Consider the following 26,154-nt stretch of genomic DNA (forward strand, 5'->3'; position numbering starts at 1 on the left):
CCGGGCCGGGGAAGGGGCGTCCGGACCCCGTGCGGGTGAGCGCACGCCGGTCCACCCCCGCCGTGAACGGCGCCGCTCCGCACTCCCCGGGACACGGGCGCCCCCTTTCCGGCCCGTCGAGCCCCACCGTCCTCCCTCGCGGAACCCGGCGTGTGCGGGGCGTCCGACGGTCCGGACGCTCCGGTCGCCGGAAACGCTCCCCCCGCACGCCCCGTCGGTCCCGTCACGCCCCGCCCGTCCCCGGGCCACCGCTCCTCGCCGCCCGGGACCGTCCCGCCCGGGCCCGACGGGCGCGCGCCCGCGCGGCCACCGCGAAGACCCGCTCCCCTCACGCATCGACGCGCGGGGCGTCCCGATCCCGCGCCCCCTGGTACGCCCCCGCCCCTCTCTGCCCCCAGGGCGGCCCGCCGGGGTGCCCCCGGGCCCGGTCCGGGCGCACCCCGTGCCCCAGGGCCGTCCACCCCGGGGAACGCCCTTTCCGTACACCGGGTCATCGAGCATTCGGACGGCGGACAGAAGTGCCGGTATCCACTTCGGGGGAATTCGGCCCTTCCGATGAGAAGGGAAAGCGGGACCGGGAAGTGAGGAGAGGGAAAGCCGTCCGGCACCCGGGATAGCGGGATGCCGGACACGGTAAATTCACCGCCCGAAGAACCGGACGGGGATGGAGTGGAGGTGACGAGGGCGCCGAACTCGTCGCCCCGTCCCGGAACCGTCCGTACGGAAGTCGGCCGGGTCCTTTCCGGGAAGCGGCCCCGGAAAGGACCCGGCGGCCCGGGGGAAACGCGTCCCCGGCTCGTGCCCCCGGCCGACCCCGACCGTTGCCCGACCCCGGCCGCCCCTCCCGCGCCTCCCTCGACGGGAGCCGCCCACGACCGCCCGCCGTCCGCGCCCGCCCGCCCGGACCCCCGCGGCCGACCCCGCCGACCCGGCCCCGAAGGCCCCCGCTGAATCGCCCTGGTGTCCGAGGACCGTACGGCCGGGCGTCCTCACCCGTACGGGACGAGCACCCGGCCAACCTTCCGGGTGAACGGTTTTGACTGCGCCCCTCCATGGCCTCAACACTGCACAACGCCGCAGCGCACAAGCGCACCTGACGCGTCCCCCTGGCTCCCCAGCAGCCCCTGTCCGCCACCCCTGGCGACCGGTGCGTCGTCCGTCCGCGGCGCAACCCCTCAGGAGGTATTGGCGTGGGCCCGTCCGCCCAGGAATCCATCGCCGTCATCGGAATGAACTGCCGGTTCCCGGGCGACTGCGCATCCCCGGGGGAATTCTGGCGATTCCTTTCGGCGGGCCGCCACTTCCGCACCGGACTGCCCCGCGACCGGGGCTGGGACATGGGGCGGCTCACCCACCCCGACCCCGCCGTCGCCGGGGTCACCCGCGTCCGCCAGGGCGGATTCCTCTCCGGGGTGGGCGACTTCGACGCCGCGTTCTTCGGCGTGGGCCCCCGCGAGGCCACCGCCATGGACCCCCAGCAGCGCCTCCTCCTGGAGTGCGCCTGGGGCGCCGTCGAGGACGCCCGCACCGCCCCCACCGCGCTGCGCGGCTCCCGCACCGGCGTCTACGTGGGCGTCAGCGAGAGCCGCTACCTGAGCCGCCTCGGCGACCCCGAGGCCGACCTGGAACCGTATCTGCCCACCGGACTGTCCGTCAGCGCCGCCGCGGGCCGCATCTCCTACACCCTCGGCCTGCACGGCCCCGCCCTCTCCGTCGACACCGCCTGCTCCTCCTCCCTCGCCGCCGTGCACCTCGCCGTCCGCGCCCTGCGCGCCGGGGAGTGCGACAGCGCGCTGGCGGCCGGGGTGTGCGTCATGGCCGAACCCGACGTCCTCGTCTACTTCTCCCGCCTCGGCGCCGTCACCGCCGACGGCCGCTGCAAGTCCTTCGCCGCCGACGCCGACGGGTTCGCCCCCGCCGAAGGGGTCGCCGCCCTGCTGCTCACCCCGCTCTCCCGGGCCCGCGCCGCCGGACACCGCGTCCTCGCCGTCATCCGTGGCAGCGCCCTCAACGAGGACGGCACCGGCGAGGGACTGACCGTCCCCAACGGGGCCGCGCAGCGCGCCGTCATCGCCGACGCCCTGCGCGACGCCCGCCTCCACCCCCACCAGGTCGACCTGATCGAGGCGCACGGCACCGGCACCCCGGTCGGCGACCCCATCGAAGCCGCCACCCTCCAGCACGCCTACGCCCGTGGCCGCACCCCCGACGACCCCGTGTGGATCGGCTCGGTCAAGTCCAACATCGGCCACACCCAGGCCGCCGCCGGACTCGCCGGACTCGTCAAGACGGTGCTCGCCCTGCGCCACGAGGAGATGCCCGCCACCCTCCACGCCGAGCGGCCCACCCCCGCCGTCGACTGGTCGGCGGGCACCCTGCGCCTGCTGAGCACCGCCCGCCCCTGGCCCCGGGGCGACGAACCCCGCCGCGCGGGAATCCTCTCCTACGGGATCAGCGGCACCAACGCCCACGTCATCGTCGAGGAGGCGCCAAGCGTCCCCCGGGTCGTCCGGCCCCGCCGTGGCGAGGCCCCCATGGTCTGGCCCCTGTACGCCGCCACCCCCGAGGCGCTGCCGCCCCAGGCCGCCGCCCTCGCCCACCGGCTGCGCGCCGAACCCGCCGCCGACCTCGCCGCCATCGGCCACTCCCTCGCCACCACCCGGGGCGCCCTCGACGAACGGGCCGCCGTCACCGGCGCCGACCGCGACGCGCTGCTCACCGCCCTCGACGCGCTGGCCTCCGACGACCCCGCCCGGGAAACCCTCCGCGCCCGGGCCCGCACCGGCCCCGGCCCCGTCTTCGTCTTCCCCGGCCAGGGCGCCCAGTGGACCGGCATGGGAGCCCGGCTCCTCACCGAATCCCCGGTCTTCGCCGAGGCGTTCGACCGCTGTGCCCGGGCCCTGCGCCCCTGGACCGACCACGACGTCACCGCCGTCGTCCGGGGCGCCCCCGGCGCCCCGCCCCTGGAACGCGCCGACGTCGTCCAGCCCGCCCTGTTCGCCATGTACGTCTCCCTCGCCGCCCTGTGGCGCGCCCACGGCGTGCGCCCCGCCGCCGTCATCGGCCACAGCCAGGGCGAGATCGCCGCCGCCTGCGTCTCGGGCGCCCTCACCCTCGACGACGCCGCCCGCGTCGTCGCCCGGCGCAGCGCCCTGCTGCGCACCGCCGTCACCAGCCGGGGCGCCATGGCCGCCCTCGGCCTCCCCGCCGCCCGCGCCGGGGAACTCCTCGCCCCCTGGGCCGGACGGATCGAGGTCGCGGTGGTCAACGGACCCGCCGCGACCGTGGTCGCCGGAGACGAGGACGCCGTCGCCGCGCTGCTGGCCGTCTGCGCCCACGACGGCGTCTGGGCCCGCGCGCTCCCCGTCGACTACGCCTCCCACAGCCGTCACATGGAACCCCTGCGCGACCTCCTCGCCACCGAGCTGGACGGGATCGTGGCGGGCCCCGGGACCGTCCCGATGTTCTCCTCCACCACCGGCGAACGCGTCACCGACGACACCCTCGGCCCCGCCTACTGGTACCGCAACCTGCGCCGCCCCGTCCTCTTCGACGACGCCGTGCGCCGGGCCCTCGCGGCGGGCTTCACCCAGTTCGTCGAGGTCTCCCCGCACCCGACCCTGACCGGACCGCTCCGGGACATCGCCGCCGAGGCCCACACCGACACCGCCGTCAGCGCCACCCTGCGCCGCGACCGGGCGGGCACCGCCGGATTCGCCGAGGCCCTCGCCGCCGCCCACACCGGCGGCGCCGCCCTCGACTGGAAGGCGCTCTACCCCGGCGCCGCCACCACCGACCTGCCCACCTACCCCTTCCAACGGCGGCGCTACTGGGCCGCCCCCGCCCGCCCGGCCCGTGGACTCGCCGCCACCGGACTGCGCGACGGCGGACACCCCCTGCTCGGCGCCACCGCCGAACTCCCCGACGGCACCCTCCTGTGCTCCGGCCGCCTCTCCACCGCCGACCACCCCTGGCTCGCCGACCACGCCGTGCACGGCACCGTCCTCCTCCCCGCCACCGGGATGCTGGAACTCCTGCTGCACACCGCCCGCCGCGCCGGACTCCCCGCCCGGCTGGACGACGTCGTCCTGCACGCCCCCCTCGTCGTCCCCGACACCGCCGTCGACCTCCAGGTGCACTGCGCCCCCGACGGCGACGGCGGCCGTCTGCTCACCCTGCACTCCCGGGGCCACGCCGCCACCGGCCCCTGGACCCGCCACGCGGAGGCCACCGCCGGGGCGGCGCCCCCCGACGCCCCGGTCCCCGCCCCGGCGGCCTGGCCCCCGCCCGGCGCCGCGCCCGTCGCCGTCGACGACTGCTACCGGGCCCTGGACCGCCGGGGCTACTCCTACGGCCCCGCCTTCCGCGGACTGACCGCCGCCTGGCGCGGCGACGGAACCTGGTACACCCAGGCCCGACGCGTCCCCGACGGCACCCCCGGCCCGGACGGCTACGCGGCCCACCCCGCCCTGGTGGACGCCCTGCTGCACGGCCCGCTCCTCGACGGCGACACCGGACGCACCCTGCTCCCGCACGCCATCGGCCGGGTGGAACTCCACACCGACGGCGCCACCGAACTGCGCGCCACCCTCACCCCCGGCGACGGCGACCGGCTCTCCCTCACCGCCACCGACCCGGCCGGACGCCCCGTCCTCACCCTCACCGACCTGCGGCTGCGCCCCACCACCGCCCCCCGGCTGCGCGCCGCCCTCGCCGCCGCCGACCCCACCCTCTTCACCCCCGTCTGGCGCCCCGTCACCCTCCCCGCCGACCCCCCGGCCGCCGCCCCCGAGGACGGCCCGGTGACCGTCGGCCCGTCCACGGACCCCTCCGCCCGCGCCTACGAGAACGTCGCCGCCCTGGCCGACGCCGTCGCCGCCGGAGCCCCCGCCCCCGCCACCGCCCTCCTCGACCTGCGCACCACCGACCCCACCACCGTCCCCGGCCACGGTCCGGCGGACGTCCTCGCCCCCCGGCTGGCCCGGCTGCTCACCGAGGTCCAGACCCATCTGGACCGCGAGGAACTCGCCGCCACCCGACTGCTCGTCCTCACCCACCGCGCCCACCCCGCCGCCTTCGGCGAGACCGTCCACGACCCGGTGGCCGCCGCCTGCGCGGGCCTGCTGCGCTCGGTACAGAACGAACACCCCGGCCGGGTGGTCCTCGTCGACACCGACGCCACCGACGCCACCGACGACCGGCACCCCGCGCTCCTCGCCGCCGTCCTGCGCTCCGGACACCCCCGGGTCGCCCTGCGCGAGGGCCGGGCCCTGGTCCAGCGGCTCGTCCCCGCCCACGACGACGGCGGACTCGTGCTGCCCGACGACGACCCGCCGTGGCGCCTGGTCCCCGCCGACAGCCGCACCCTGGAGGACATCCGCCCGCTGGCCCTCCCCGACACCCCCCTCGCCCCGGACCGGGTCCGGGTCCGCGTCCACTCCTGCGGCGCCAACTTCCGCGACGCCGTGGTCTCCCTCGGTATGGCCGAGGGAGACGCCATCGGCTTCGAGGTCGCCGGAACGGTGACGGAGACCGGGACCGACGTCACCACCGTCCGCCCCGGCGACCGGGTCGTCTGCCTGCTGTGGGGCGCGGGCGGCTACGCCCCCCGCGTCGACCTCGACCACCGGCTGGCCGTCCCCGTCCCCGACGGCTGGACCCTGCCCCAGGCCGCCTCCTCGGTCGCCGCCTTCCTGACGGCCTACCACGCCCTGGTCGACCTGGGCGGGGTCCGCCCCGGCGAACGCGTCCTCGTCCACGCCGCGGCCGGTGGCGTCGGCATGGCCGCCGTCCAGCTCGCCCGGCACCTCGGCGCCGAGGTGTACGCCACCGCGAGCACCGGCAAGCACCCCCTGGTCGTCGCGCGCGGCGTCCCCGCCGACCGGGTCGCCGACTCCCGCTCCCTGGACTTCGAGGACACCCTGCTGAGGGCCACCGCCGGAACCGGCTTCGACGTCGTCCTCGGCAGCCTCGCCGGGGAGTTCGTCGACGCCTCCCTGCGGCTGCTGCGCCCCGGCGGACGCTATCTGGAGATGGGCAAGACCGACGTCCGCGACCCCGGGAAGGTCCACGCCGAGTACCCCGACGTCCACTACCGCGCCTTCGACGTCCGCGACCACACCGACCCCGCCCACGCCCTCGCCCGGCTCACCGCGCTCTTCCGCGCCGGGACCCTCACCCCGCTGCCGCTGCGGACCTGGCCGCTGCGCCACGTCCGCCGGGTGCTGCGCTTCCTCAGCCAGGGCCGCAGCACCGGCAAGCTGGTGCTGACCCGGGGCACCCGGCTGGACCCCGACGGCACCGTCCTCGTCACCGGCGGCACCGGCACCCTCGGCACCCTGCTCGCCCGCCACCTCGCCCGCGTCCACGGCGCCCGGCGGCTGCTCCTCGTCAGCAGGCAGGGCGAACGGGCCCCCGGCGCCCGCGCCCTGGCCCGCGAACTCGCCGCCCTGCCGGACGGCCCCGTCGAGGTGACCTTCGCCGCCTGCGACGTCGGCGACCGCGCCGCCCTCGCCCGGGTGCTCGCCGGGATCTCCCCGGACCACCCGCTCACCGCCGTGGTGCACGCCGCCGGAACCCTCGACGACGGACTCGTCGCCGACCTCACCCCCCAGCGGCTGGCGACCGTCCTGCGCACCAAGGCCGAGGCGGCGTGGCACCTGCACGACCTCACCCGCGACACGGACCTCGCCGCCTTCGTCCTCTACTCCAGCATGGCCGGACTGGTCGGCACCCCCGGACAGGCCAACTACGCCGCCGCCAACGCCTTCCTGGACGCCCTCGCCCACCACCGCCGCCAGAACGGACTCCCCGCGGTCTCCCTCTCCTGGGGACTGTGGCGCGAGACCAGCGGCCTCACCGCCCGTCTGCACGCCACCGACCAGGCCCGCCTCTCCCGCCAGGGCCTCGCCCCGCTCAGCACCCGGCAGGCGCTGGCCGGCTTCGACGCCGCCCTCGACCTCGACGAACCCCACCTCGCCGTCACCGCCGTGGCCCCCACCGGCCCCGACGAGCCCCCCGCCGACCTCCTCGCCGAGGTGATCCGGCGCCCCGCCCGCCGCACCACCGCGGCCCCCGCCCCCGACGGCGAACGCGCCCGGCTGCTGGCGCTGCCCGACCGCGAACGGCTCACCCACCTCGTCACCCTGGTCCGCACCCACGCGGCCACCGTCCTCGGCCACCCCGGGCCGGACGCCGTCAGCCCCGAACGCCGCTTCCGCGAGACCGGCTTCGACTCCCTAGCCTCGGTGGAACTGCGCACCCGCCTCGGCCGCGCCACCGGCACCCGGCTCTCCGCCACCGCCGTCTTCGACCACCCCACCCCCGCCGCCCTCGCCCGCCACCTCGACACCCTCCTCGCCCCCGCCGCCGCCCCCAAGGCCGCGACCGGCGGCGAGGGCTTCGTCACCGCCGTCCTGGACACCTGGGCCCAGGGCGACTACGAGTCCGGGCGGCGCCGACTCCACGAACACGCCCGGCACCGCCGCACCACCACCACCCCGGCCGACCTGCCCACCGGCGACTGGGAACGCCTCGGCCGGGGCCCCGCGCCCCTGCGCCTGGTCTGTCTGCCGCCGTTCACCACCGCCCTGGCCTCCGCCCCCTACGCCCGGCTGGCGTCCCTCTTCGACGGCCGCCGCGACGTGTGGACCACCCGGCTGCCCGGCCTCCAGGGCGACGAGTGCCTGCCCGCCGACCCCGCCACCCTCGCCCGCGCCTGGGCCGACGCCCTGACCCGGCTGGCCCCCGCCGGACCCTGCGTGCTGCTCGGCCACTCCTCCGGCGGACTGCTCGCCCACACCCTCGCCCACACTCTCCAACGGCGCGGCACCCCCGCCGCCGGACTCGTCCTCCTCGACCCGCCGCTGCTCAGCGCCGTCCCCGACCGGCTGGCCGCCCAGCTCACCGACCGGGTCCGCCGCGCCCGCGCACTGGTCACCCCCGCCATGCTGACCGCCGTCGGCACCTACTCCCGGCTCTTCGCCGACTGGACCCCCGAACCCCTGGACACCCCGGCCCTCCTCGTCCACCCCCGCGACAGCGACCTGCCCCGGCACTGGCCCGCGCCCTACGCCCGACGGGCCGTCGAAGGCGCCCACTTCTCCATGCTGGAGGAACACGCCCCCGACACCGCCGCCGCCGTCGACACCTGGCTCGCCTCCCTGGCCCCCGCGCCGCACACCAGCTGACGGCCCCCGCTCCCGCCCCCGATTCCCCGGCGCCCCGGCGCCGGGGGGAGGACCCCTCCCGTGCCCACGCCCCCCGCCGCCCCGCGGACCGCGCCCCTCCCGCGCCGGACCGCCCCCGTCCCCACCGCCCCCCGGGCCCTCCCGGTCCTCGGCCACGCCGTCCCCTTCGCCCGGGACCCGCTCGGCTTCCTCACCCGGCTGCCCGCCCTCGGCGACCTGGTCCGCGTCCGGATCGGCCCCCGGTCGGTCATCGTGGTCTGCGACCCCGAACTCACCCGCCAGGTCCTCCTGGACGACCGCCTCTACGACAAGGGCGGACCGCACTGCGAACGGGCCCGCGAACTCCTCGGCAACGGACTCGTCACCTGCGCCCACACCGACCACCGACGCCAGCGGCGGCAGTGCCAGCCCTCCTTCCGGCCCGCCCGGACCCCCGGGTACGCCGCCGGGTTCACCGAGGCCGCGCGCGCCGCCGTCGACGAGTGGAGCGACGGACAGGTCCTCGACGTCGTCCCCGCGATGATGTCCCTCACCATCCGCACCACCGTCACCACCATGTTCACCACCGTCCCGCCGTCCTGCGGCCCCGACGCCGCCCGGGACCTCACCGACGACATCACCACCGTCGTCGAGGGCGTGTTCCGCCGCGCCCTCACCCCCGCCGCCCTGCGCCACGTCCCCAGCCCGGAACGCCGCCGCTACGACCGCGCCCAGGCCCGGCTGCGCGCCCTGCTCGGCGCGCTCGTCGCCGACCGCCGCGCCCACCCCGCCGACCACGACGACCTGCTGGGGGCGCTGCTGGCCCCCACGGGGACCGACCCGGACGACGACACCCCGCCGCTGACCGACCAGGAGGCCGTCGACCAGCTCCTCACCTTCCTCGTCGCCGGAGTGGAGACCACCGCCGGAACCCTCGCCTGGGCCTGGCACCTGCTCGCCCACCACCCGGAGGCCGAGCGACGGCTCCACCACGAACTCGACACCGTGCTCGACGGCGCGCCCCCCACCCTCGACGACGTCCCCGCCCTGCCCGTCACCGCCGCCGTGCTCACCGAGACCCTGCGGCTCTACCCGCCGCTGTGGCTGATGACCCGTCAACTCACCCGGGACGCCGTCCTCGGCACCGCGCACCTGCCCGCCGGCACCGTCCTGTGCGTGAGCCCCTACCTCGTCCACCGCCGCCCCGACCTCCACCCCGACCCCGACCGCTTCGACCCCGACCGCTGGCGCGACACCCGGCCCGACCGGACCGCCTACCTCCCCTTCGGCTCCGGCGCCCGCAAGTGCATCGGCGACCGCTTCGGCACCCTCCAGGCCACCCTCGTCCTCGCCACCCTCGCCGCCCGCTGGCGCCTGGTCCCCACCGGCGGCCAGCCGCCCCGCCCCCCGGCCCTGTCCACCCTCACCCCCCGGGGACTGCGGCTGCGCGTCACCGACCGCGCCGCCACCCGCCCCGACGGAGCCCGGCCGTGACCGCCCCCGACCCGGCCGTCAACTACGCCGAACCGATCCTGGACGCCCTCGCCGCCGACCCAGGCCGGACCGCCCTGATCGCCGCCGACGGACACCCCGTCACCGCCGGGGAGCTCCGCGCCACCGCCCACCGGCTCGCCCGCCACCTCACCGCCCTCGGCCTCGGCCCCGGCACCACCGCCGGACTCCTCGTCGGCAACACCCCCGAGGCGGTGGCCGCCCGGTACGCCGTCGCCCTCACCGGCGCCCGCGCCGTCGTCCTCTACGGCGGCACCCCGCCCGCCGTGCTCGCCCGGGTCGCCGCCGACGCCCACTGCGCGCTGCTGCTCACCGACACCACCCAGCACCCGGTGGCGCTCGCCCTCGCCGCCCGGGACGACGCCCCCGCCCTCCTCGGCCTCGGCCCGAACCCGCTGGGCGACGACGTCCTCGCCGCGAGCGCCGCCCTCCCGTCCGGTCCGTACGCCGTCCGCGTCCCCCCGGAGACCGACTGGTGCCTCGCCTACACCAGCGGCACCACCGGCCCCCCCAAGGGCGTCCGGATGAGCCACGCCAACCGGCTCGCCGCCTTCCGGACCGTCCCCCGGGACCCCGCCGGACCGCCCCGCCAACTGGTCTGCACCCCCTACGCCTACGCCACCGGCGCCCTCACCGACCTCACCCTGCTGCACGACGGCACCGTCGTCCTGCGGCCCGGCTTCGACCCGGGAGACGCGCTGCGTTCGATCGCCCGGGAACGCGTCACCCGGCTCTGGCTGACGCCCCCGCTGCTGTGGCGGCTCCTCGACCACCCCGGCCTCCCGGCCACCGACCTCTCCAGCCTCACCCAGCTCGCCTACGGGGGCTGCCCCGCCCCCGCCGCCCGGCTGCGCCGCGCCGTCGAGGTCTTCGGCCCGGTCCTGTACGGCTACTACGGACAGACCGAGGCGGGCGCGGTCAGCGTGCTGCCGCCGGGGGAGCACGTCCCGGACGGACCGGACGGCGCGTACTCGGCCGGACGCCCGCTGCCCGGGGTGGAGGTCGCCCTCCTCGACCCGGACGGACGGCCCGTGCCCCCCGGCGCCACGGGCGAGGTCCACGTACGGACGCCCACCCTCATGACCGGGTACTGGAACCGCCCCGAACTGACCGCCGAGGCGTTCCGGGACGGCTGGCTGCGCACCGGCGACCTGGGACGGCTGGACGGCCGGGGCCACCTCCACGTCGTCGACCGGATCAAGGACCTGATCATCGTCGGGGGCGGCGAACTCCTGGCGCACGTCCACCCGTCCGCGCTGGAGGACCTGCTGCTCGGCCATCCGGCGATCAGCCAGTGCGCGGTCTTCGGCGTCCCCGGACCCGACCGCTCCGAGACCGTGCACGCCGCCGCCGTGCCCGCCCCGGGCCACCGGCTCGACCCGGACGGGATCCGCGCGTTCGTCACCGACCGCGCCGGGGCCTCCTGGGCGCCCACCGCCCTCCACCGGCTGACCTCCCTGCCGCTCACCGCCCAGGGCAAGCCCGACCGGGTGGCCCTGCGCGCCGCCTACGCCCCCGGCGGCGGCCGGAGCGCCCCGGCCGGGTGACGCCCGCGCCCGCCGGATGTCAGTGGCGGCTGCGATGCTGCGGGCATGAACGAGGAGCTGATGCCCAAACGGGTCTACGGAGCCGACCACGACGATCCCGACCCCGGCCCCCGACCCGGCCGCGCCTACGTGGAGTTGGTCGGGGGACCCCTCGACGGGCTGCTCCTCGACGTCACCGGCTGGTCCGGCGAGCGGCGCGGCTCCAGCGTTCCGCTGAGCACCGAGATAGGCCGCTACGGGCCCGGCGGACACGCCCTCTACGGCCCCCGCCCGGGTGACGCCCGCCGCTACGACTGGGGCGGTGACACCCCCTGAACTCCGGCCCGGGCACCGGACGGTCGTCCACCGCTTCCGGGAAAGCCCGGCGCCCCCGCCCGTCGCGTGCCCGCCGTCGGACAGCCACGGGACGGACGACAGCGGTTCCAGACAGCAGAGAGACAGAGGAGACGACACGATGAGGATCGCCGTAGCCGGTGCGACCGGGAACATCGGAAGCCTCACCGCCACCGCCCTGACCGGGGCGGGACACGAGGTGGTGCGGATCAGCCGTTCGCTGGGCGTGGACCTGACGACCGGCGAGGGCCTGGACGCCGCCCTGGCCGGTGCCGACGCCGTCGTCGACACCACCAACTGCGCCGCCACCGACCCGGACGAGGCGCGGGAGTACTTCGGCACCACCACGCGCAACCTGCTCGCCGCCGGGGAACGGGCCGGGGTCCGCCACCACGTCCTGCTCTCGATCGTCGGGATCGACCGCGTCGGGGGCAACGCGCACTACGCGGGCAAGCGGGAACAGGAACGCCTGGTGGCGGAGGGACCGGTGCCGTGGACCATCGTCCCGGCCACCCAGTTCCACGACTTCGCCGCGATGGTGACGGGCTGGACCGAGCGGGACGGAGCCGCCCCGATCGCTCCGCTGCTCGTCCAGCCGGTCGCCCCCGCCGATGTGGCGGCGGTGCTCGCCGAACTGGCGCCGGGCCCGGCCCGGGGCCGCTACCGCGACGTCGCGGGCCCGGATCCGCAGGACCTGGTCGACATGGCCCGGCGCACCAACGACGCGCGCGGCCGTACGGTCCGGCTGGTGCCGACCTGGTCCTCGCTGTTCGGCCCGGAGATGGCCGGTGAGGTGCTCCTGCCCCGGGGCGACGTCCGGATCGCTCCCACCACGTTCGACGAGTGGCTCAAGGAGCAGTGCTGACCCGTCCCGGAGGACCGGGCACGGGCTTCGGGCCGGGGCAGAACGCGGCCTCGGCCAGGGCCCGGAAACTCCCCGTCGAGTCCGCGTTGTAGTTGAAGGCGGCGGTCCGCGAGCCGTCCTCGGTGGAGACCAGCAGCGAGGACCAGCCGTGGATACCGCCGTCATGGCCCCACACCGTCACCTCGCAGCTCAAGGTGGACGGCGACAGCCCAAGCCCGCCCACCGGGCCGAGCGCCGGGGAGGTGGGGGTGAGCATCTCGGTCAGCGCTGCCCGGGGCAGCAGACGCCCCCGCAGCAGTGCCCGGTGGAAGCGGGTGAGGTCGTCGAGCGACGAGATCATCTCCCCGGCCGCGCCCGCCGACGAGGGGTTGAGTTCCGTCACGTCGTGCAGGGGGAGGGCCGGGTCCTTCCGGAAGAAGCGGGAGTGGCCCCGGGCGTGCGGTCCGGGAACGGCGGTCCGGGTGCCGGGCAGCGAGGTGGCGCGCAGCCCCAGCGGGACCAGGATCCGGCGCCGGATCTCGGTGGCGTAGGAGCGTCCGGTCACCGCCTCGACGACCATTCCGGCCAGGACGTAGTTGGTGTTGGAGTACCGCCGTCCGGTGCCCGGGGCGAAGTGCGGCGGCTGGGAGGTGCCCGCCCGCACCAGCTCGGCGGGGGTGAAGGTGTCGAAGCGGTGGACCAGGAACGCGGGGGTGAAGAGCTTCGCGGCGACGGCCGGGTCCCGGTCGTACCCGGACAGTCCGCTGGTGTGGTTGAGGAGTTGACGGACCGTCACTTCGGGCCCGTCCCCGTCGGGGAGCAGGCCGGGCAGCCACCGCTCCACGGGGTCGTCCAGATCGAGCCAGCCCTCCGCCTGGAGCTGGAGCAGGACCGTCGCCACGAACGTCTTGGTGACGCTGCCGATCCGGAACCGTTCGCCGGTTCCGCGCGGCCGTCCGGACCCGGTCGCGACGGCGGCCGACCAGCGGTCGCGCCCGTCCCTGATCTGGACCAGCGCCCCGAGCCGTTCGTCCCCGGCGCGGTCGAGGTCCGCCCTCAGCACGGCGAGGGTCCGTTCCCGGCCCGGGTCCGGTGCCACCACGGGGGCGCCGGTGCCGGAGGGCGCGGTGAACCCGGACAGGGCCGCCACGGCGGCCAGGGTGAGTGCGAGCGCCCTCCGGGGCGAACGCCGGGGCCGCGCGGACCGCGCGGGACGCGCCGAGGGCGGAGGGACGGGGAGTACGGGAAGCACGGGGGTCAACGGGCACACCTTTCCCACGGGTGCGGCGGGTCCGCATCCCTGGGACGTGACGCGCCCCGCGCCGTCGGCGTTGCCCGTCGGCGTCCCGGGGTGGGGAAGATCCTCCCCGAGGCGGATCCGCCCTCCGGGAAGGGGACCGGGAAGTCCCCTACGGGTGCGGCCCGTTCGCGGCCCGCGCGGACGTGTTCCGGGTGGCCTCCGCCCGCCCGGACGGTCTTCCGCCGGGCCCGGGGGACCCGCCGGACCCCGCGTTATCATCCGGCATGACCGACATCCAGGACAGACACCTCACCCGGCGCATCGGCATAGCCATCGCCGTGGTCGCGCTGCTGCCGTTCGTCCTCCCGCTCAATCTGGAGTCCCACCAGACCGTGAACGGGGAGCTGACCTCGTACAGCTACCTCAACCTCACCGCGCTCGCCGCCGGGCTCGTCGCCCTCGGATTCACCGTGCGCACCTACTCCGGGCTGCGGTTCGAGTCGAGGCTGACGGGCTCCGCCAAGGCGCTGCTGGCGGCCCTGGTGGTGGTGGCCGTCTTCCAGCTGGTGCGCGGCAGCGGGGTGATCCCGGCGGTGACGGAGTGCACCGCGTCCTACAGCTTCGACCTCTGCCGTCCCGAGTCGGTCTGACGCCCCGCCGGGAATCCGGGAACGGCCACGGGCCGGACGGCGGGTGCCGCCCGGCCCGTGCGCGCGGGGTCAGCGCACGTCGACCCGGTCGCTGCCGCTGGTGCTGCCCAGCAGCGCGGCGTTGGTGGTGAGGGTGGCCCGCCAGGTGCCGTCCTTCCGGGCGGTGAACTTCTTGGCGAAGTCGCCCTGGGTGTTGGTGCGGGCGGTGCCCTGCTTGGTCCAGCTCGTGGCCCCGGCGGCCTTGAACCAGACGTTCACCGTCTCGCCGGACGCCTTGCGCCAGGTGCCGTCGAGCTTGGTGAGGGTGCCCTTGACGGTGAGCTGGGCGCCCGCGCGCACCGGCTCGGGGCTCGCGTTGAGACCGTTGATCGCGGTGCGCAGCCGGACGTCCACGTGGTCCGAGGAGCTGACCGAGGCGGCCCGGTCGGGCGTTCCGGTGTAACGGGCCCGCCAGTCGCCGTCCTTGGTGGCGGTGACCGGAGCGGAGAACGCGCCGGTGGTGGCGGTGGTGGCGTCCGCGGCCCGCTTCCAGGTGGTGGTGCCCTTGGCGCGGAACTCCACGACGACCGCGGTCCTCGCGACCGGACGCCAGGTCTCGTCGGTGGCGCCGACCGCCTGGAGGGTGCCGGTGACGGTCACCTCGGAGCCCTTGGCGACCGGCTCGGGGGCGGCGTTGAGGGAGGCTATCCGGCTCGGCACGGCGGTGACGGTCAGGGCGGCGGCCTTGGTGGCCACCTCCCCGGCGGGGTTGCCGAACACGGCCCGGTAGAGGCTGCCGTTCAGCGCCGCGCTGGCCTTGACGGCCAGGGTGTCCGTGGTGGCGCCGGAGACCGTGCTCCAGGTGGCGCCCCGGTCGGCGCTGCGCTCCCAGCGGACGGTGTCGGCGCCCTCGGCGGCGGCCCGGAAGGTCGCGGTCGCGCCGGAGCGGGCGTCGCGCGCGACCGGCTGGGTGGTCACCCGCACCCCGCCGAAGGCCAGCGCCCGCTGGACGTCCTGGGCGCGCGAGGGCATCCAGGTGGCGTCCTCGCGGTCGTGGGAGTTGAAGCTGGTCACGAAGCAGGCGGTGGTCCGGCAGTCGACGGCCGTGCCACCGGTGGGGGTGAAGGTCTCGGTGAGCTTCAGGGTGACTTCGAAGGTGCCGTCCGCGCCCACCTGGCGGACCCAGGCGGCGTTGGCGTAGGCGCTGGGGTAGGTGGTGCCGGGCAGTGCGGTGGACTGGGCGAGGTAGACGCCCTTGCCCGGCCGGTAGCCGCTGCCCTTCACGGTCACCTGGGTCTCGGCGCCCAGTCCGGACACCTGGCTGACGGTCAGCGTCGGGGTGCTGACGGTGCCGCCGAGGGCCAGGGTGTCCAGTTCGGTGCCGGGCTCGTACATCGGGCGGCCCTGGTGGGCGAAGATCCGCGAGCCCTCCTCGGTGAGGGCGGCGGTGACGCCGCTCCAGTCGAGACGGTTCCCGGTCAGCGCGCCCGCGGTGGCCTTGAGGGTGGCGAACGGGACGGCGGCGGTGCTGGTCGGCTGCCCACCGGCCAGCTCGGTGCGGACGTCCACGTACAGGGTGCCCGTACCGTTCTTCAGCACCACGCGCGGCTTGGCGAGCGTGATGCCGGTGATGCCGTGCGCGGGCACCGCGTAGGTGACCGATCCGCCGAACCGGACGTCCGCGCTCTTGGCGGCCGGGTCCACCGCGCCGTGCAGCACCGGGTACGAGACGACACCGGTGGCGGCCGCGGCGGTGGCGCCGTCGGCGGGGGTGACGCTGCCTCCGAGGCCGGTCACATAGCGGTACCAGGAGGTTTTGAAGGCCCAGCCCGCCTGGCCGGTGACCAGCACGGGGGAGGCGGCGCGGGCGGTGCCCCCGGCCTCGGCGCGGGCCGTGTCCCCGGCGACGGGGCGGGGTGCGGCGCCGTGGGCGGTGGCGGCGGCGAGGAGGCCCGCGCCCGTCGACAGGGCGGTGACGACGGCCAGGGCGGCCAGCCGGGTGCTACGGGTGGTGGACATGCGCGGCATGTCTCCTTCGGGTGGGAGGGCACACGAGTGCCGGGCGGCGTCCAGGACGGAACACGCGCAGACGATGGCAAAGGGGGTAAACGGCTTCGCGGAGTGGGGGACCCGGTGCCGACGACGATGATATTAGGTGAGGCTTACCTAAATTGCCACCATCGGGGCGTGCTCCACCGCACCGCCGTCATCCGTGCCGCCGCACCGGCGCTGGGGCCGGTGCCGCCGTACCGGCCCCACCGCGCTGACGCCACCCCACCGCACCGGCCCCGCCGCGCCGCTCGGTCGCCGGACCGCCCCGGGCGTCAGACAGCGCCGGGTGGCTCCGGGTGGCGCCGGATCAGCCCCGCGCGGACCCGGCGGGCAGCACCCCGCCCGCGCGCAGCCAGCCCAGCGGATCGTCCGTCACCGGCTCGCCCGTCTCCGCCAGGTCCGGACCCGCCGCGCCGAGGTCCCGCCGCACCACCCGGGACCGGTCGCGGCCGTGATGGCGCGCGAACAGCCCCCCGCCCCGGCCGTCGTCACCGATCAGCGTCCAGTGCGGCGCGCGCCGGGCCACCTCGAACGCCTCGTTCCGCTCCCGGAACCGGTGCGGTCCGTACACATGGACGCCGTTCCCGAACCGGACGCCCGGGGTCCAGCGCCACAGCCGGGCCAGGACGGGATGGGGACCGTCCCCGAGCCCCCGCGCCCGTGCCGCCCGCACGGTGAGGAACCCGGCGAAGGACTCCGCGAACGGGTACTCCTCACCGCTCGTCCCCTCCCGGCACACCACCGGGGCCTCGTCCTCCCCGGCGGCCCTCCGGTCGCCGAGCGCGAAGGAGAAGGCGTCGCCGCCGTCCGGCTCGGCGGCGAACTCCAGCCGGTCGCCGCGCAGCCGCCAGGAGGCGGTGAGGGACGCGTACTCCTCCCCGTCCGGCTCCTCCCAGGCGGCCTCCCGGCCGTCCGGCGGGGGCGGCGTGGTCGCCATCTCCAGGCCCGGCAGCCGTCCGCCCCGGCCCGAGGTCAGCCACCACCGGTACGACGGGGGCAGCGGACCGAGCACCGACTCGGCGGCGCGCACCGCCTCCCCGGGCACGCCCGGCCAGCGGACGAACCCCGGTGTCGCGTCGATCAGCTCGCGCAGCTGGGTCAGATCGGGTCTCACGTCCCGCAGTCTCCCAAACCCGGCGCCCCGGGCCGGGCCCGGGGCGGTCCGGCTCCGGAGGCGGACCGCCCCGGGCGCCCTTCCGCCCCGCCGGACGCTCCCTTCCCTCCGTCAACGCCTGCTATTTTCAGCCAGGTTGACCTCCGCAGTGAGTGAAGGAACGCGATGCGTGCATGGTTCCAGCGGGCCGCCGTGACGGCCCTGAGCGCGGCCGTCGCGCTCATCCCGGCGCTCACCGCGCCCCCGGCCGCCGCCACCGGGCAGGGCCCCGAACCCGGCTGGACGGGAGCGTGGGGCGCCGCCCCGCACCACCCCGCGCCCCCCGAATGGCCCTGGGGAGGCTGGTCCGCCCAGGGGTTCACCGACCAGAGCGTCCGCCAGACCGCCAAGGTCACCGCCACCGGCCCCCGGCTGCGGGTCACCCTCTCCCACCGGTACGGCACCGGCCCCGTCCGGCTGACCGGAGCCACCGTCGCCCGGACCGACCGGGGCGCCGCCGTCCACCCCGGAACCGTCCGCGCGCTGCGCTTCTCCGGCCGGAGCGGCACCGTCCTCGCCCCCGGCGCCGAACGCTCCTCGGACCCGGTCGCGCTCCCCGTCCGGGCCGGTGAGAAGCTCACCGTCACCTTGTACTTCGCCACCGCCACCGGCCCCCTCACCTACCACCTGGACGGCCTCGGCACCGCCTACCGGGCCGAGGGCGACCACACCCGCACTACCTCCGGCGCCGCCTTCGAGGGCGCCACCAGCGGCTCCCTCTACCTGCTGGCCGGAATCGACGTGGCCGAACGCCACGGGCGGGGCACCGTCGTCGCGTTCGGCGACTCGATCACCGACGGCTACGGCTCCACCCCGGACACCGACCGCCGCTACCCCGACCGGCTCGCGGACCGGCTGCGCGCCGGCGGACGGCGCCTCGGCGTCGTCAACGCCGGGATCGGCGGCAACCGGCTGCTCACCGACTCCCGCTGCTACGGCGAACGGGGGCTCGCCCGCTTCGGCCCCGACGTCCTCGACCGGGCGGGCGTCCGCGCGGTGGTCGTCCTGCTCGGCGTCAACGACATCGGCGCGGGCGGTCTGACCGACCCCGACTGCGGCTCCCCGCCCGTCGTCACCGCCGAGCGGCTGATCGAGGGTCACCGGGCGCTGATCCGGGCGGCGGAGCGCCGCGGCCTCACCACGGTGGGGGCCACCCTGACGCCCTTCCAGGGCTTCGCCTACTACCACACCCCCGAGAAGGAACGGGTGCGCGACGAGGTGAACCACTGGATCCGCACCAGCGGCGCCTACGACACGGTGGTGGACCTCGACCGGGTCCTCGCCGACCCCCGCCCCGGACACGGCGACGCCCTCGCCCCCCACTACGACGCGGGCGACGGCATCCACCCCAACGACGCGGGCATGGACGCCATCGCGGAGGCCGTCGCCGCCCGGCTGCCCCGCTGACCCGCCGCCTCCCGCCGTCACCCGCCCGGCCCCGGATCGTTGGGCCGGGCGGGCCGTCACCGACACCACCGGGACGGCGGAAGAGCGAGACGAGGGGCACCGCGCATGAGAATCCTCCACCGGGCCGCACACCGGCTCACCACCTTCGCCCTGACCCTGACGGCGGTCGCCTGGACGGCCACCGCACCGGCGGTGGCCGCCGTCGGCGGACCGGTCCTCGACCGGGACTTCCCCGACCCCGACGTCGTCAAGGTCGGCGCCACGTACCACGCCTACGCCACCAACAGCGGCCACCGCAACGTCACCCACGCCACCTCCCGGGACCTCCGGCGCTGGACCGTCCGGGACGCCGACCCCCTGCCCGTCCTGGGCGACTGGGCCGCCCCCGAGCCCCGGGGCCGGGTCTGGGCGCCCGAGGTCTTCGACCACGGCGCCGGGCTGACGATGCTGTACACCGCCCATGACCGCGCCAGCGGACGGCAGTGCGTCGGCGCCGCCCTCGCCGCCTCCCCCGACGGGCCCTTCCGGCCGGTCGGGGACGCGCCGCTGATCTGCCCCGCCGGGGAGGGCGGCGCCATCGACGCGGCCAGCCACACCGAAGACGGCCGCCGCTACGTCCTGTGGAAGAACGACGGCAACTGCTGCGGCCGGGACACCTGGATCCACCTCCAGGAGACCTCCCCGGACGGCACCCGCCTCCTCGGCGAACCGGTCCGGCTGATCCGCCAGGACCGCGACTGGGAGGGCGACCTCGTCGAGGCGCCCACCCTGGTGCGCCGCCCCGACGGCGGCTACGTCCTGTTCTACTCGGCCAACGCCTACGCCACCGACGCGTACGCCACCGGATACGCCCTCGCCGACACCCTCACCGGCCCCTACACCAAGGCCGCCGCCCCCCTGCTGACCACCGGCACCTTCGACGGCGCGGTCCGCGGCCCGGGCGGCCAGGACGTCGTCACCGGACCCGGCGGACGCCCCCGCGTCGTCTTCCACGGCTGGAGCGCCGACCGCTCCCGCCGGGTCATGTACACCGCCGACCTCGGCTACGCCCACGGCCGTCCGGTGGTGCGCGGCAGCAAGGTCGTCCACCAGGCGGAACGGGCCCGGGTGCACGCAGGGACGGTCCGCCGCGCCGAGGGAGCCCTCGACGGACACGCCGTCGGCCACCTCGACCACGCCGACAGCCACGTCGAGTTCGACGTCTTCGCCGCGTCCGGCGGCCCCCACGAGCTGACCGTCCGCTACGGCAACGGCTCCCTGGACGCCGCCGGGGCCCCCGCCCCCGCCAGTCATCTGCTGCGCGTCAACGGCGCCGACGCCGGAAACGTCCCCTACCCGTACACCGGCTGGGACCGCTGGACCCCGGCCCGGGTGACGATCACCCTCCGGGAGGGCTGGAACACCGTCCGGCTCTCCAAGGGCGAGCGGTACGCCGAACTCGACAGCGTCGAGGTCGCCTGACCCCCCCGCCTCCGCCCCGACCGCCCGCCCCCGCCCCGACCGCCCGCCGTCCCGTTCCGACCCAGGCCGGAACGGGACGGCGGGGCGCCGTCAGGCCCACTTCTGACGTGCCGTCCGGTCACAGGGCCGCACCCGCAGCCCGTCGGGGCCGTCGTGCAGACACGTCCCCGTGGCCCGGTTGCGCACCTCCCACGCCGCGCCGTCGTCCACCACCTTGATCCGCCACTTCTGCGCGGTGGACGCGCCACAGGCCGCCGCCCCGGGATCCGTCCCGCTGACGGTGAGACAGGCCCCCGTCGCGTGGCTCCGCAGCTGTGACGTGCCGTCGGGGGAGGTCCGCACCGTCCACCGCTGGTAGGGCAGGGCGTTGCAGGTGAACGACCGCAGCCCCTGGTCGAGGCTGTCGTCCAGACACGCCCCCGTGGCCCGGTTGACGAAGAGCCTGCCCCCGTCCGCCGACTGCGGCGCGCGCCCCGCCGCCGCCCGCGCCGCCTCCCCGGTGGCCGCCGTCCGCACCACCACCCCGGTCACCACGGACCCCAGCACCGCCCCCACGACCAGCCCGGCTCCCGCCCAGCCCCACCGTCCCCGCGTCCACCCGGGCCTCCGGGGCCACCGGCGCCCGCGCTCCGGCGCCACCACGACCGGCGGTTCGACGGGCGGCCGGGGCTGGGCGCGGTCGGCCGCCTCCCACAACTCCCGGTACGGCGCGGGATCGGCGCCCAGCGCCCGGCACAGCTCACGGACGGTCGCCCACGGCGGCACGGTGCTGCCGCGCAGATAACGGGAGAGGGACGAGTCGCTGGTCGACACCTCCGCCTCCAACGACCGAAGCGTCCGCCCCGACCGCCGCTGCAACGCCCGGAGCGCGCTGCCGAGTTCCCGGGCCGGGTGCTCGCCCCGCCGCTCGCCGTCCGCCATCGATGGCCCCCGTCGTCCGTGTGCCGTCGCCCGCGCCGCGCAGGGGTGTCCCGGCCGACCGGTCCTGTCCCGGGACAGGACGTCCCAGCAGGCCAGAACCCTAGGGATCCCGACATCAGTGAAGCAAACGGGACAAGCTTGCGAGGGGTGAGGGCCGTTCCCCACACTCGGACCACCGACCCGGCCCCCAGGGCACACCGGGGTACGGCGTCCTGACCGGCGCCCCGTACGGGTGGGGCGCACCGGCCGTCACGGACGAGGCCGACGGCGCTCCGCACCGGTCCGGACGGTGCCGTGACCACGGCCCGACCGCGCACGGCACCGCTCCACGGCCGCCGCCCGCGCCGCGTCCCACCCGAACGGGTGAACACGGCCACCGGGCACGACCGTTCCGCCCACCACACCACTGACGAAGGGAACTCCCTCATGTCCGCACTGCCCACCCCGTCCACCACGACCGTCACCCCCGCGACCGGGTACGAGCCGCCGCTGCTCGCCGACGCGGGCGACTTCGCCACCGTCACCATGGGCCTGCCCAACTGGGGGGCCGACTTCCGCTACGAGTGCTGGATCATGGGCTGCGGCGAGTAACGGCCGCGTCCGGCCGGTCGGGCCCGCCCGACCGGCCTCCCCGCCCCGGTGGGCCCGAGGGCCTCCCCGCCCCGGACCCGCCGGGTCCCCCCTCCACCGGCCCCCGCCCACGGGCCCGGGTGACCTCCCCCCGGCCCCGCGCCGCCCCGGAGAAGACCGCTCAACCCCGGTACCCCCCGAGCCCCCTGAAACCCCGTGAGATCCGGTGCGCTCCCGTGCCGTCCGGAGAAAGGCCCCGCCATGCCGTTCGCCGTCCTCCCCGACCACCCCGTGGGCGAGGCGCTCGCCGCCCGTCTCACCGCCCCCGACGGCCCGCTCCCCGGAGGGGAGTGCCTCCCGCACGCCTCGGGCCGCCCCTGGATCGTCGGACGGTGGGACCCCGGCGACCCCGTCACCACCGGGACCGGCCCCCGCCGACTGGCGCTGCTCGGCTGCACCACCACCGACACCGCCCCGCTGCGCACCGCGCTCGCCGCCGCCGACGGACCCGCCGCCCTGGACCGCCTCGCCCGGACCCTGCCGGGCGCCGCCCACCTGGTGGCCACCCTCGACGGACACGTCCGCGCCCAGGGCACCGTCTCCGCGCTGCGGCAGATCCACCACACCCGGATCGACGGCGTCACCGTCGCCGCCGACCGCCCCGACCTGCTGGCCGCCCTCACCGGCGCCGGAGTCGACCCCGGCCCGCTGGCCCGCCGCCTCCTCGCGCCCCTCATGCCCTGGCCGCTCGGCGAGACCCCGCTCTGGCGGGGCGTCACCCGGCTCCCCGGAGACCACTACCTCCATCTGCGGCCCGACGGCACCCACCGCGCCCACCGCTGGTGGTCACCCCCCGACCCGGTCGTCCCGCTGGTCCACGAGGGCGCCGCGGTGCTGCGCGCCCGGCTCGCCCAGGCGGTCGCCGTCCGCACCCGGGCGGGCGGCACCCTCAGCGCCGACCTCTCCGGCGGACTCGACTCGACCAGCGTCTGCCTGCTCGTCGGGGACCGGGGCCCCGCCCGGCTGGTCACCAACCGCTGGCAGGCCCTGGACCCCGCCAACGACGAGGACGACGGCCACTGGGCCCGGGTCGCCGCCCGCGCCCTGCCCGGCGCCGAACACGTCCTCACCCCCCACCACACGGTGCCCTCGTGGTACGAGGACGTCACCACCTCCGCCCAGGACCCCGAAGGGCCCTTCCCCTCCCTGCGCACCCAGGCCCAACAACTCGCCCAGGTACGGCTGATGGCCGAGCACGGCTCCACCCGCCACCTCACCGGTCACGGCGGCGACGAACTCTTCACCGCGCTCCCCGCCCACCTCCACTCCCACGCCCGCACCGACCCGCTCGCCGCGCTGCCCCACCTCCGCGCCACCGCCGCCCTCCAGCGCTGGGGGACGCTCGCCACCCTCACCGCCCTCGGCCGCGACCAGCCCTACCACCGCTGGCTCGCCGGACTCGCCACCACCCTCACCTCCTGGCCGCCCCGCCCCGGCCGCCCCGACTTCGGCTGGGGCGCCACCGTCCTCCTCCCGCCCTGGGCCACCTCCGACGCCGCCGACACCGTCCGCGCCGCGCTCCGCGCCCCCGGGGCCCGTCCCCTCGCCGAACAGCGCGGCCAGCACACCACCCTGGAACTGGTCCGCCAGTGCGGCCAGGACATCCGCCGCCTCGACCAGTTCACCACCCGGCACGGCGTCCGCTGGCACGCCCCCTACCTCGACGACCGGGTCCTGGAAGCGGTCCTCTCCCTCCGCGTCGCCGACCGTGCCGACACCTCCCGCGCCAAACGGCCGCTCGCCGAGGCGATGCGCGACACCGCCCCCGCCGGACTCTTCGAACGGGACTCCAAGGCCGAGTTCAGCCGGGAGGCGTACACCGGACTGAAACGCCACCGGCACACCCTCGCCGCGCTCTGCGACGACCTCCGCCTCGCCCGGCTCGGACTCGTCGACGCCGACGCCCTGCGCGAGGCGATCCTCGGGCTCCACCCCCGTTCCCTCGCCTTCGGCCCCCTCGACCGGACCCTGGCCTGCGAGGTCTGGCTGCGCTCGCTGCCCGCCCCGGCCCTGCCCGCCCGCACCCCCGCCCCCCTCGGAGGCACCCGATGACCCTCACCCTGGCCGCCCGGGTCTCCCGCACCGACACCGAGGACGGCGGCGCCGTCCTCCTCGACCGGCGCACCGGCCGCTACGTCCAGCTCAACCCCACCGGGGCGACCACCCTCACCCTGCTCCTGGAACACGACCGCGCCACCACCGTGGAGACCCTCGCCCACCGCCACCCGGAGGCCGCCCCCCGGATCGCGGACGACGTCGACGCCTTCGTCGCCCGCCTCACCGCCCGCGGACTGGTGACCCGATGAGCATGACCACCGGACTGGAACGCCCGGCACACCGCCCGCCCCCCGGCCGCCGCGCCGCCGCCCGGCTCGCCGTCCTCGCCGCCGCCGCGCTCGTCCGCCTCCCGCCCGACCGCCTCGACCGGACCCTGCGGCTGCTGCGCCGCGCCGCCCGCCCCGCCACCGCCCGCCACACCGGCGCCGCCCGGGACGCGGTCGTCCACGTCAGCGTCCGCTGCGCCGGACTCGGCTGTCTCCAGCGCTCCCTCGCCACCGCCCTGCTGTGCAGGCTCGGCGGTCAGTGGCCCACCTGGCGCACCGGGGTGCGCACCGAACCGTTCCGCGCCCACGCCTGGGTGGAGGCGGAGGGGCACCCGGTGGGGGAGCGGGACGACATCCGCCTCTACCACGTCGTCATGACCGTCCCGCCGACCGGCCCGTCCCCGTCCGCACCCCGTCGAACGGCACACCCGTGAACACGATCCCCCCGCCCCGCTTCGGGCTGCTGCTCAGCGGCGGCCGGGGCACCGGACAGTCCGACGCCGAGGTCTTCGCCCGCACCCTCGCCCTGGCCGAGGAGGCCGAGGACCTGGGGTTCGACGACCTCTGGGTCACCGAACACCACTTCTCCCGGGCGACCCTCGCCCCCTCCGCCCTCGCCCTGGCGGCGTTCCTCCTGGGCCGCTGCCCCCGGATCGGGGTCGGCACCGCCGTCACCCCGCTGCCCCTGCACCCGCCCGTCCACGTCGCGGAACAGGCCGCGCTGCTCGACCAGCTCTCCGGGGGACGCTTCACCCTGGGCGTCGGCCGGGGCGCGCCGACCACCGCCTACGAGGCGTTCGGACGGGACCGGGGCCGTCCCGGCCTCGGCGAGGCACTCGACCTGATCCGCTCCGCCTGGGGCGGCGGGCCTCCGGCGGGCGCCTCCGACGGGCCGGTCACCCCGGCGCCCCTCACCCCGGGCGGACCACCGCTCTACGTGGCCGCCGGGTCACCCGGCACGATCGCCACGGCCGCAGCGCGCGGACTGCCGTTGATGCTGTTGTTCGACAAGACGCCCGAGGGCAAGGCCGAGATGGTCGCGCTGCACACCCGCACGGCCCGGGCGGCCGGCCACCCCGTCCCCGACCACGCCTTCTCCCTGCTCGTCCACGTCACCGACTCGCCGGGCCGGGCCCGCGCGCTGATGCTCGACCGGGCCCGCCGGATGACCCGCGCCCACGCCGCGCAGCGGACCGTCACCGGCGCCACCGGACCGGCCCCCTCCGGGGAGACCGGGCTCCGGCTCCTCGCCGACCGGCTCCTGGCGCACCAGGCCGTCGGGGACCCTGCCGTCTGCGCCGACCGGCTGCTCGGGCATCTGCGGACCAGCGGCTGCGGCCGGGTCCTGTGCCAGGTGGAGGCCGCCGACGACGACGCGGCGACCCTGCGGCGGCTGCGACGGCTCGCCACCGAGGTGCTGCCCGTGGTGCGCCGCGCGCTCGCCGGGGAACGCCCCGGGGCCGCGGCGCCGGAGGTCAGCGGGGGGCGTCCCCGTCCCCGGCCTGCTCCCGCCGCAGCTCCTTGATCCGCACCGACTCCTTGCGGACGCCCGCCTGGGTGTCGCGCTCCTTGCGCAGCCACTCGGGGAGGTCCCGCTTCAGGGCGTCGATCTCCCCGGTGGTGAGGGGTTCGGTGACCCCGCCGCGCGCCAGACCGGAGATGGACACCCCGAGCTTCGCCGCGACCACCGGACGGGGGTGGGGCCCGTCCTGGCGCAGGTCCTTCAGCCACTGCGGCGGATCGGCCTGGAGGGCGTTCAGTTCGGCCCGGGTGACGGGACCCTCACGGAAGGACGAGGGCGCGGCCTCGAGGAGGATCCCCAGCTTCTTCGCCGCGGTCGCGGGCTTCATGTCCTGGGAGGTCTGGTGCGACGTCATGCCTCCAGGGTAACCAGCGGGTGCGGCACCGCTGACCACGGCCGATATCCTTGCCG

General features: G+C 76.8%; 18 protein-coding genes. 13 read left to right on the forward strand and 5 right to left on the reverse strand.

Going from position 1 to position 26,154, the window contains the following annotated elements:
• The first annotated feature begins 1,190 nt into the window (after positions 1–1,190).
• From ACVWNX_RS32040 to ACVWNX_RS32060, 5 genes are all read left to right on the forward strand, one after another.
• Positions 1,191–8,189 carry an SDR family NAD(P)-dependent oxidoreductase gene (locus tag ACVWNX_RS32040; protein WP_454411692.1) on the forward strand — a complete coding sequence of 2,333 codons (6,999 nt, stop codon included), beginning with the start codon at positions 1,191–1,193 and terminating at the stop codon, positions 8,187–8,189.
• A gap of 60 nt (positions 8,190–8,249) precedes the next feature.
• Complete coding sequence (locus ACVWNX_RS32045) at positions 8,250–9,662, forward strand: cytochrome P450 (protein ID WP_454411693.1); 1,413 nt, start codon at positions 8,250–8,252, stop codon at positions 9,660–9,662.
• Positions 9,659–11,227 (forward strand): AMP-binding protein, encoded by a 1,569-nt coding sequence (locus tag ACVWNX_RS32050; RefSeq protein WP_454411694.1) that lies wholly within the window; start codon positions 9,659–9,661, stop codon positions 11,225–11,227. Before ACVWNX_RS32045 ends, ACVWNX_RS32050 begins: the two co-directional genes overlap by 4 nt.
• Before the next feature lie 45 nt (positions 11,228–11,272).
• Complete coding sequence (locus tag ACVWNX_RS32055) at positions 11,273–11,542, forward strand: hypothetical protein (protein WP_454411695.1); 270 nt, start codon at positions 11,273–11,275, stop codon at positions 11,540–11,542.
• A gap of 139 nt (positions 11,543–11,681) precedes the next feature.
• On the forward strand, positions 11,682–12,425 hold the full coding sequence (locus tag ACVWNX_RS32060; RefSeq protein ID WP_454411696.1) for an SDR family oxidoreductase: 744 nt from the start codon (positions 11,682–11,684) through the stop codon (positions 12,423–12,425).
• Here the strand turns inward: ACVWNX_RS32060 and ACVWNX_RS32065 are convergent.
• Positions 12,409–13,554: a serine hydrolase domain-containing protein gene (locus ACVWNX_RS32065; protein WP_454411697.1), complete on the reverse strand. Its 1,146-nt coding sequence runs from the start codon at positions 13,552–13,554 to the stop codon at positions 12,409–12,411. The genes ACVWNX_RS32060 and ACVWNX_RS32065 overlap by 17 nt on opposite strands.
• Before the next feature lie 374 nt (positions 13,555–13,928).
• Between ACVWNX_RS32065 and ACVWNX_RS32070 the strand changes: the two genes are divergently transcribed.
• A complete protein-coding gene (locus ACVWNX_RS32070; RefSeq protein ID WP_454411698.1) occupies positions 13,929–14,294 on the forward strand; it encodes a hypothetical protein in 366 nt (121 codons plus the stop codon).
• 69 nt (positions 14,295–14,363) lie between these two features.
• Here the strand turns inward: ACVWNX_RS32070 and ACVWNX_RS32075 are convergent, their stop codons facing one another.
• Positions 14,364–16,292 (reverse strand): HtaA domain-containing protein, encoded by a 1,929-nt coding sequence (locus ACVWNX_RS32075; RefSeq protein ID WP_454411699.1) that lies wholly within the window; start codon positions 16,290–16,292, stop codon positions 14,364–14,366.
• 340 nt (positions 16,293–16,632) lie between these two features.
• Positions 16,633–17,439, reverse strand: coding sequence for an SMI1/KNR4 family protein (locus ACVWNX_RS32080; RefSeq protein WP_454411700.1), 807 nt, complete (start codon positions 17,437–17,439; stop codon positions 16,633–16,635).
• Positions 17,440–17,604: 165 nt separating this feature from the next.
• On the opposite strand from ACVWNX_RS32080, the gene ACVWNX_RS32085 reads away from it, so the two are divergent.
• A complete protein-coding gene (locus tag ACVWNX_RS32085; RefSeq protein ID WP_454411701.1) occupies positions 17,605–18,885 on the forward strand; it encodes an SGNH/GDSL hydrolase family protein in 1,281 nt (426 codons plus the stop codon).
• A 105-nt stretch (positions 18,886–18,990) separates the two neighbouring features.
• Positions 18,991–20,346, forward strand: a complete 1,356-nt coding sequence (locus tag ACVWNX_RS32090; RefSeq protein ID WP_454411702.1) for a family 43 glycosylhydrolase — start codon at positions 18,991–18,993, stop codon at positions 20,344–20,346.
• Between the two features lie 90 nt (positions 20,347–20,436).
• On the opposite strand, the gene ACVWNX_RS32095 is transcribed toward ACVWNX_RS32090, so the two are convergent.
• Positions 20,437–21,267 carry a helix-turn-helix domain-containing protein gene (locus ACVWNX_RS32095; protein ID WP_454411703.1) on the reverse strand — a complete coding sequence of 277 codons (831 nt, stop codon included), beginning with the start codon at positions 21,265–21,267 and terminating at the stop codon, positions 20,437–20,439.
• Positions 21,268–21,693: 426 nt separating this feature from the next.
• Here ACVWNX_RS32095 and ACVWNX_RS32100 point away from each other — a divergent pair, with 426 nt between their 5' ends.
• The 5 genes from ACVWNX_RS32100 to ACVWNX_RS32120 all read left to right on the forward strand — a co-directional run bounded on the left by ACVWNX_RS32100 (position 21,694) and on the right by ACVWNX_RS32120 (position 25,746).
• Complete coding sequence (locus ACVWNX_RS32100) at positions 21,694–21,858, forward strand: lasso RiPP family leader peptide-containing protein (RefSeq protein ID WP_454411704.1); 165 nt, start codon at positions 21,694–21,696, stop codon at positions 21,856–21,858.
• A gap of 240 nt (positions 21,859–22,098) precedes the next feature.
• Positions 22,099–23,949: an asparagine synthase-related protein gene (locus ACVWNX_RS32105; RefSeq protein ID WP_454411705.1), complete on the forward strand. Its 1,851-nt coding sequence runs from the start codon at positions 22,099–22,101 to the stop codon at positions 23,947–23,949.
• The gene (locus tag ACVWNX_RS32110) at positions 23,946–24,203 is read left to right on the forward strand and encodes a PqqD family peptide modification chaperone (protein WP_454411706.1); all 258 of its coding nucleotides are present in this window, start codon (positions 23,946–23,948) and stop codon (positions 24,201–24,203) included. The genes ACVWNX_RS32105 and ACVWNX_RS32110 overlap by 4 nt, the downstream gene beginning before the upstream one ends.
• On the forward strand, positions 24,200–24,655 hold the full coding sequence (locus tag ACVWNX_RS32115; RefSeq protein ID WP_454411707.1) for a lasso peptide biosynthesis B2 protein: 456 nt from the start codon (positions 24,200–24,202) through the stop codon (positions 24,653–24,655). The genes ACVWNX_RS32110 and ACVWNX_RS32115 overlap by 4 nt, the downstream gene beginning before the upstream one ends.
• Positions 24,652–25,746, forward strand: a complete 1,095-nt coding sequence (locus ACVWNX_RS32120) for an LLM class flavin-dependent oxidoreductase (protein WP_454411708.1) — start codon at positions 24,652–24,654, stop codon at positions 25,744–25,746. Before ACVWNX_RS32115 ends, ACVWNX_RS32120 begins: the two co-directional genes overlap by 4 nt.
• On the opposite strand, the gene ACVWNX_RS32125 is transcribed toward ACVWNX_RS32120, so the two are convergent.
• Positions 25,697–26,098 carry a DUF5997 family protein gene (locus ACVWNX_RS32125; protein WP_454411709.1) on the reverse strand — a complete coding sequence of 134 codons (402 nt, stop codon included), beginning with the start codon at positions 26,096–26,098 and terminating at the stop codon, positions 25,697–25,699. The genes ACVWNX_RS32120 and ACVWNX_RS32125 overlap by 50 nt on opposite strands.
• Between the last annotated feature and the right edge of the window lie 56 nt (positions 26,099–26,154).

The sequence above is a fragment of the Streptomyces sp. JNUCC 64 genome (genome assembly GCF_054484115.1).

Bases quoted from the DNA above. Each gene is read 5' to 3' on its own strand.
- ACVWNX_RS32110 (WP_454411706.1), top strand. From the start codon at position 23,946: ATGACCCTCACCCTGGCCGCCCGGGTCTCCCGCACCGACACCGAGGAC.
- ACVWNX_RS32075 (WP_454411699.1), bottom strand. From the start codon at position 16,292: ATGTCCACCACCCGTAGCACCCGGCTGGCCGCCCTGGCCGTCGTCACC.
- ACVWNX_RS32085 (WP_454411701.1), top strand. From the start codon at position 17,605: ATGCGTGCATGGTTCCAGCGGGCCGCCGTGACGGCCCTGAGCGCGGCC.
- ACVWNX_RS32090 (WP_454411702.1), top strand. From the start codon at position 18,991: ATGAGAATCCTCCACCGGGCCGCACACCGGCTCACCACCTTCGCCCTG.
- ACVWNX_RS32095 (WP_454411703.1), bottom strand. From the start codon at position 21,267: ATGGCGGACGGCGAGCGGCGGGGCGAGCACCCGGCCCGGGAACTCGGC.
- ACVWNX_RS32115 (WP_454411707.1), top strand. From the start codon at position 24,200: ATGAGCATGACCACCGGACTGGAACGCCCGGCACACCGCCCGCCCCCC.
- ACVWNX_RS32125 (WP_454411709.1), bottom strand. From the start codon at position 26,098: ATGACGTCGCACCAGACCTCCCAGGACATGAAGCCCGCGACCGCGGCG.
- ACVWNX_RS32055 (WP_454411695.1), top strand. From the start codon at position 11,273: ATGAACGAGGAGCTGATGCCCAAACGGGTCTACGGAGCCGACCACGAC.
- ACVWNX_RS32100 (WP_454411704.1), top strand. From the start codon at position 21,694: ATGTCCGCACTGCCCACCCCGTCCACCACGACCGTCACCCCCGCGACC.
- ACVWNX_RS32070 (WP_454411698.1), top strand. From the start codon at position 13,929: ATGACCGACATCCAGGACAGACACCTCACCCGGCGCATCGGCATAGCC.
- ACVWNX_RS32060 (WP_454411696.1), top strand. From the start codon at position 11,682: ATGAGGATCGCCGTAGCCGGTGCGACCGGGAACATCGGAAGCCTCACC.
- ACVWNX_RS32105 (WP_454411705.1), top strand. From the start codon at position 22,099: ATGCCGTTCGCCGTCCTCCCCGACCACCCCGTGGGCGAGGCGCTCGCC.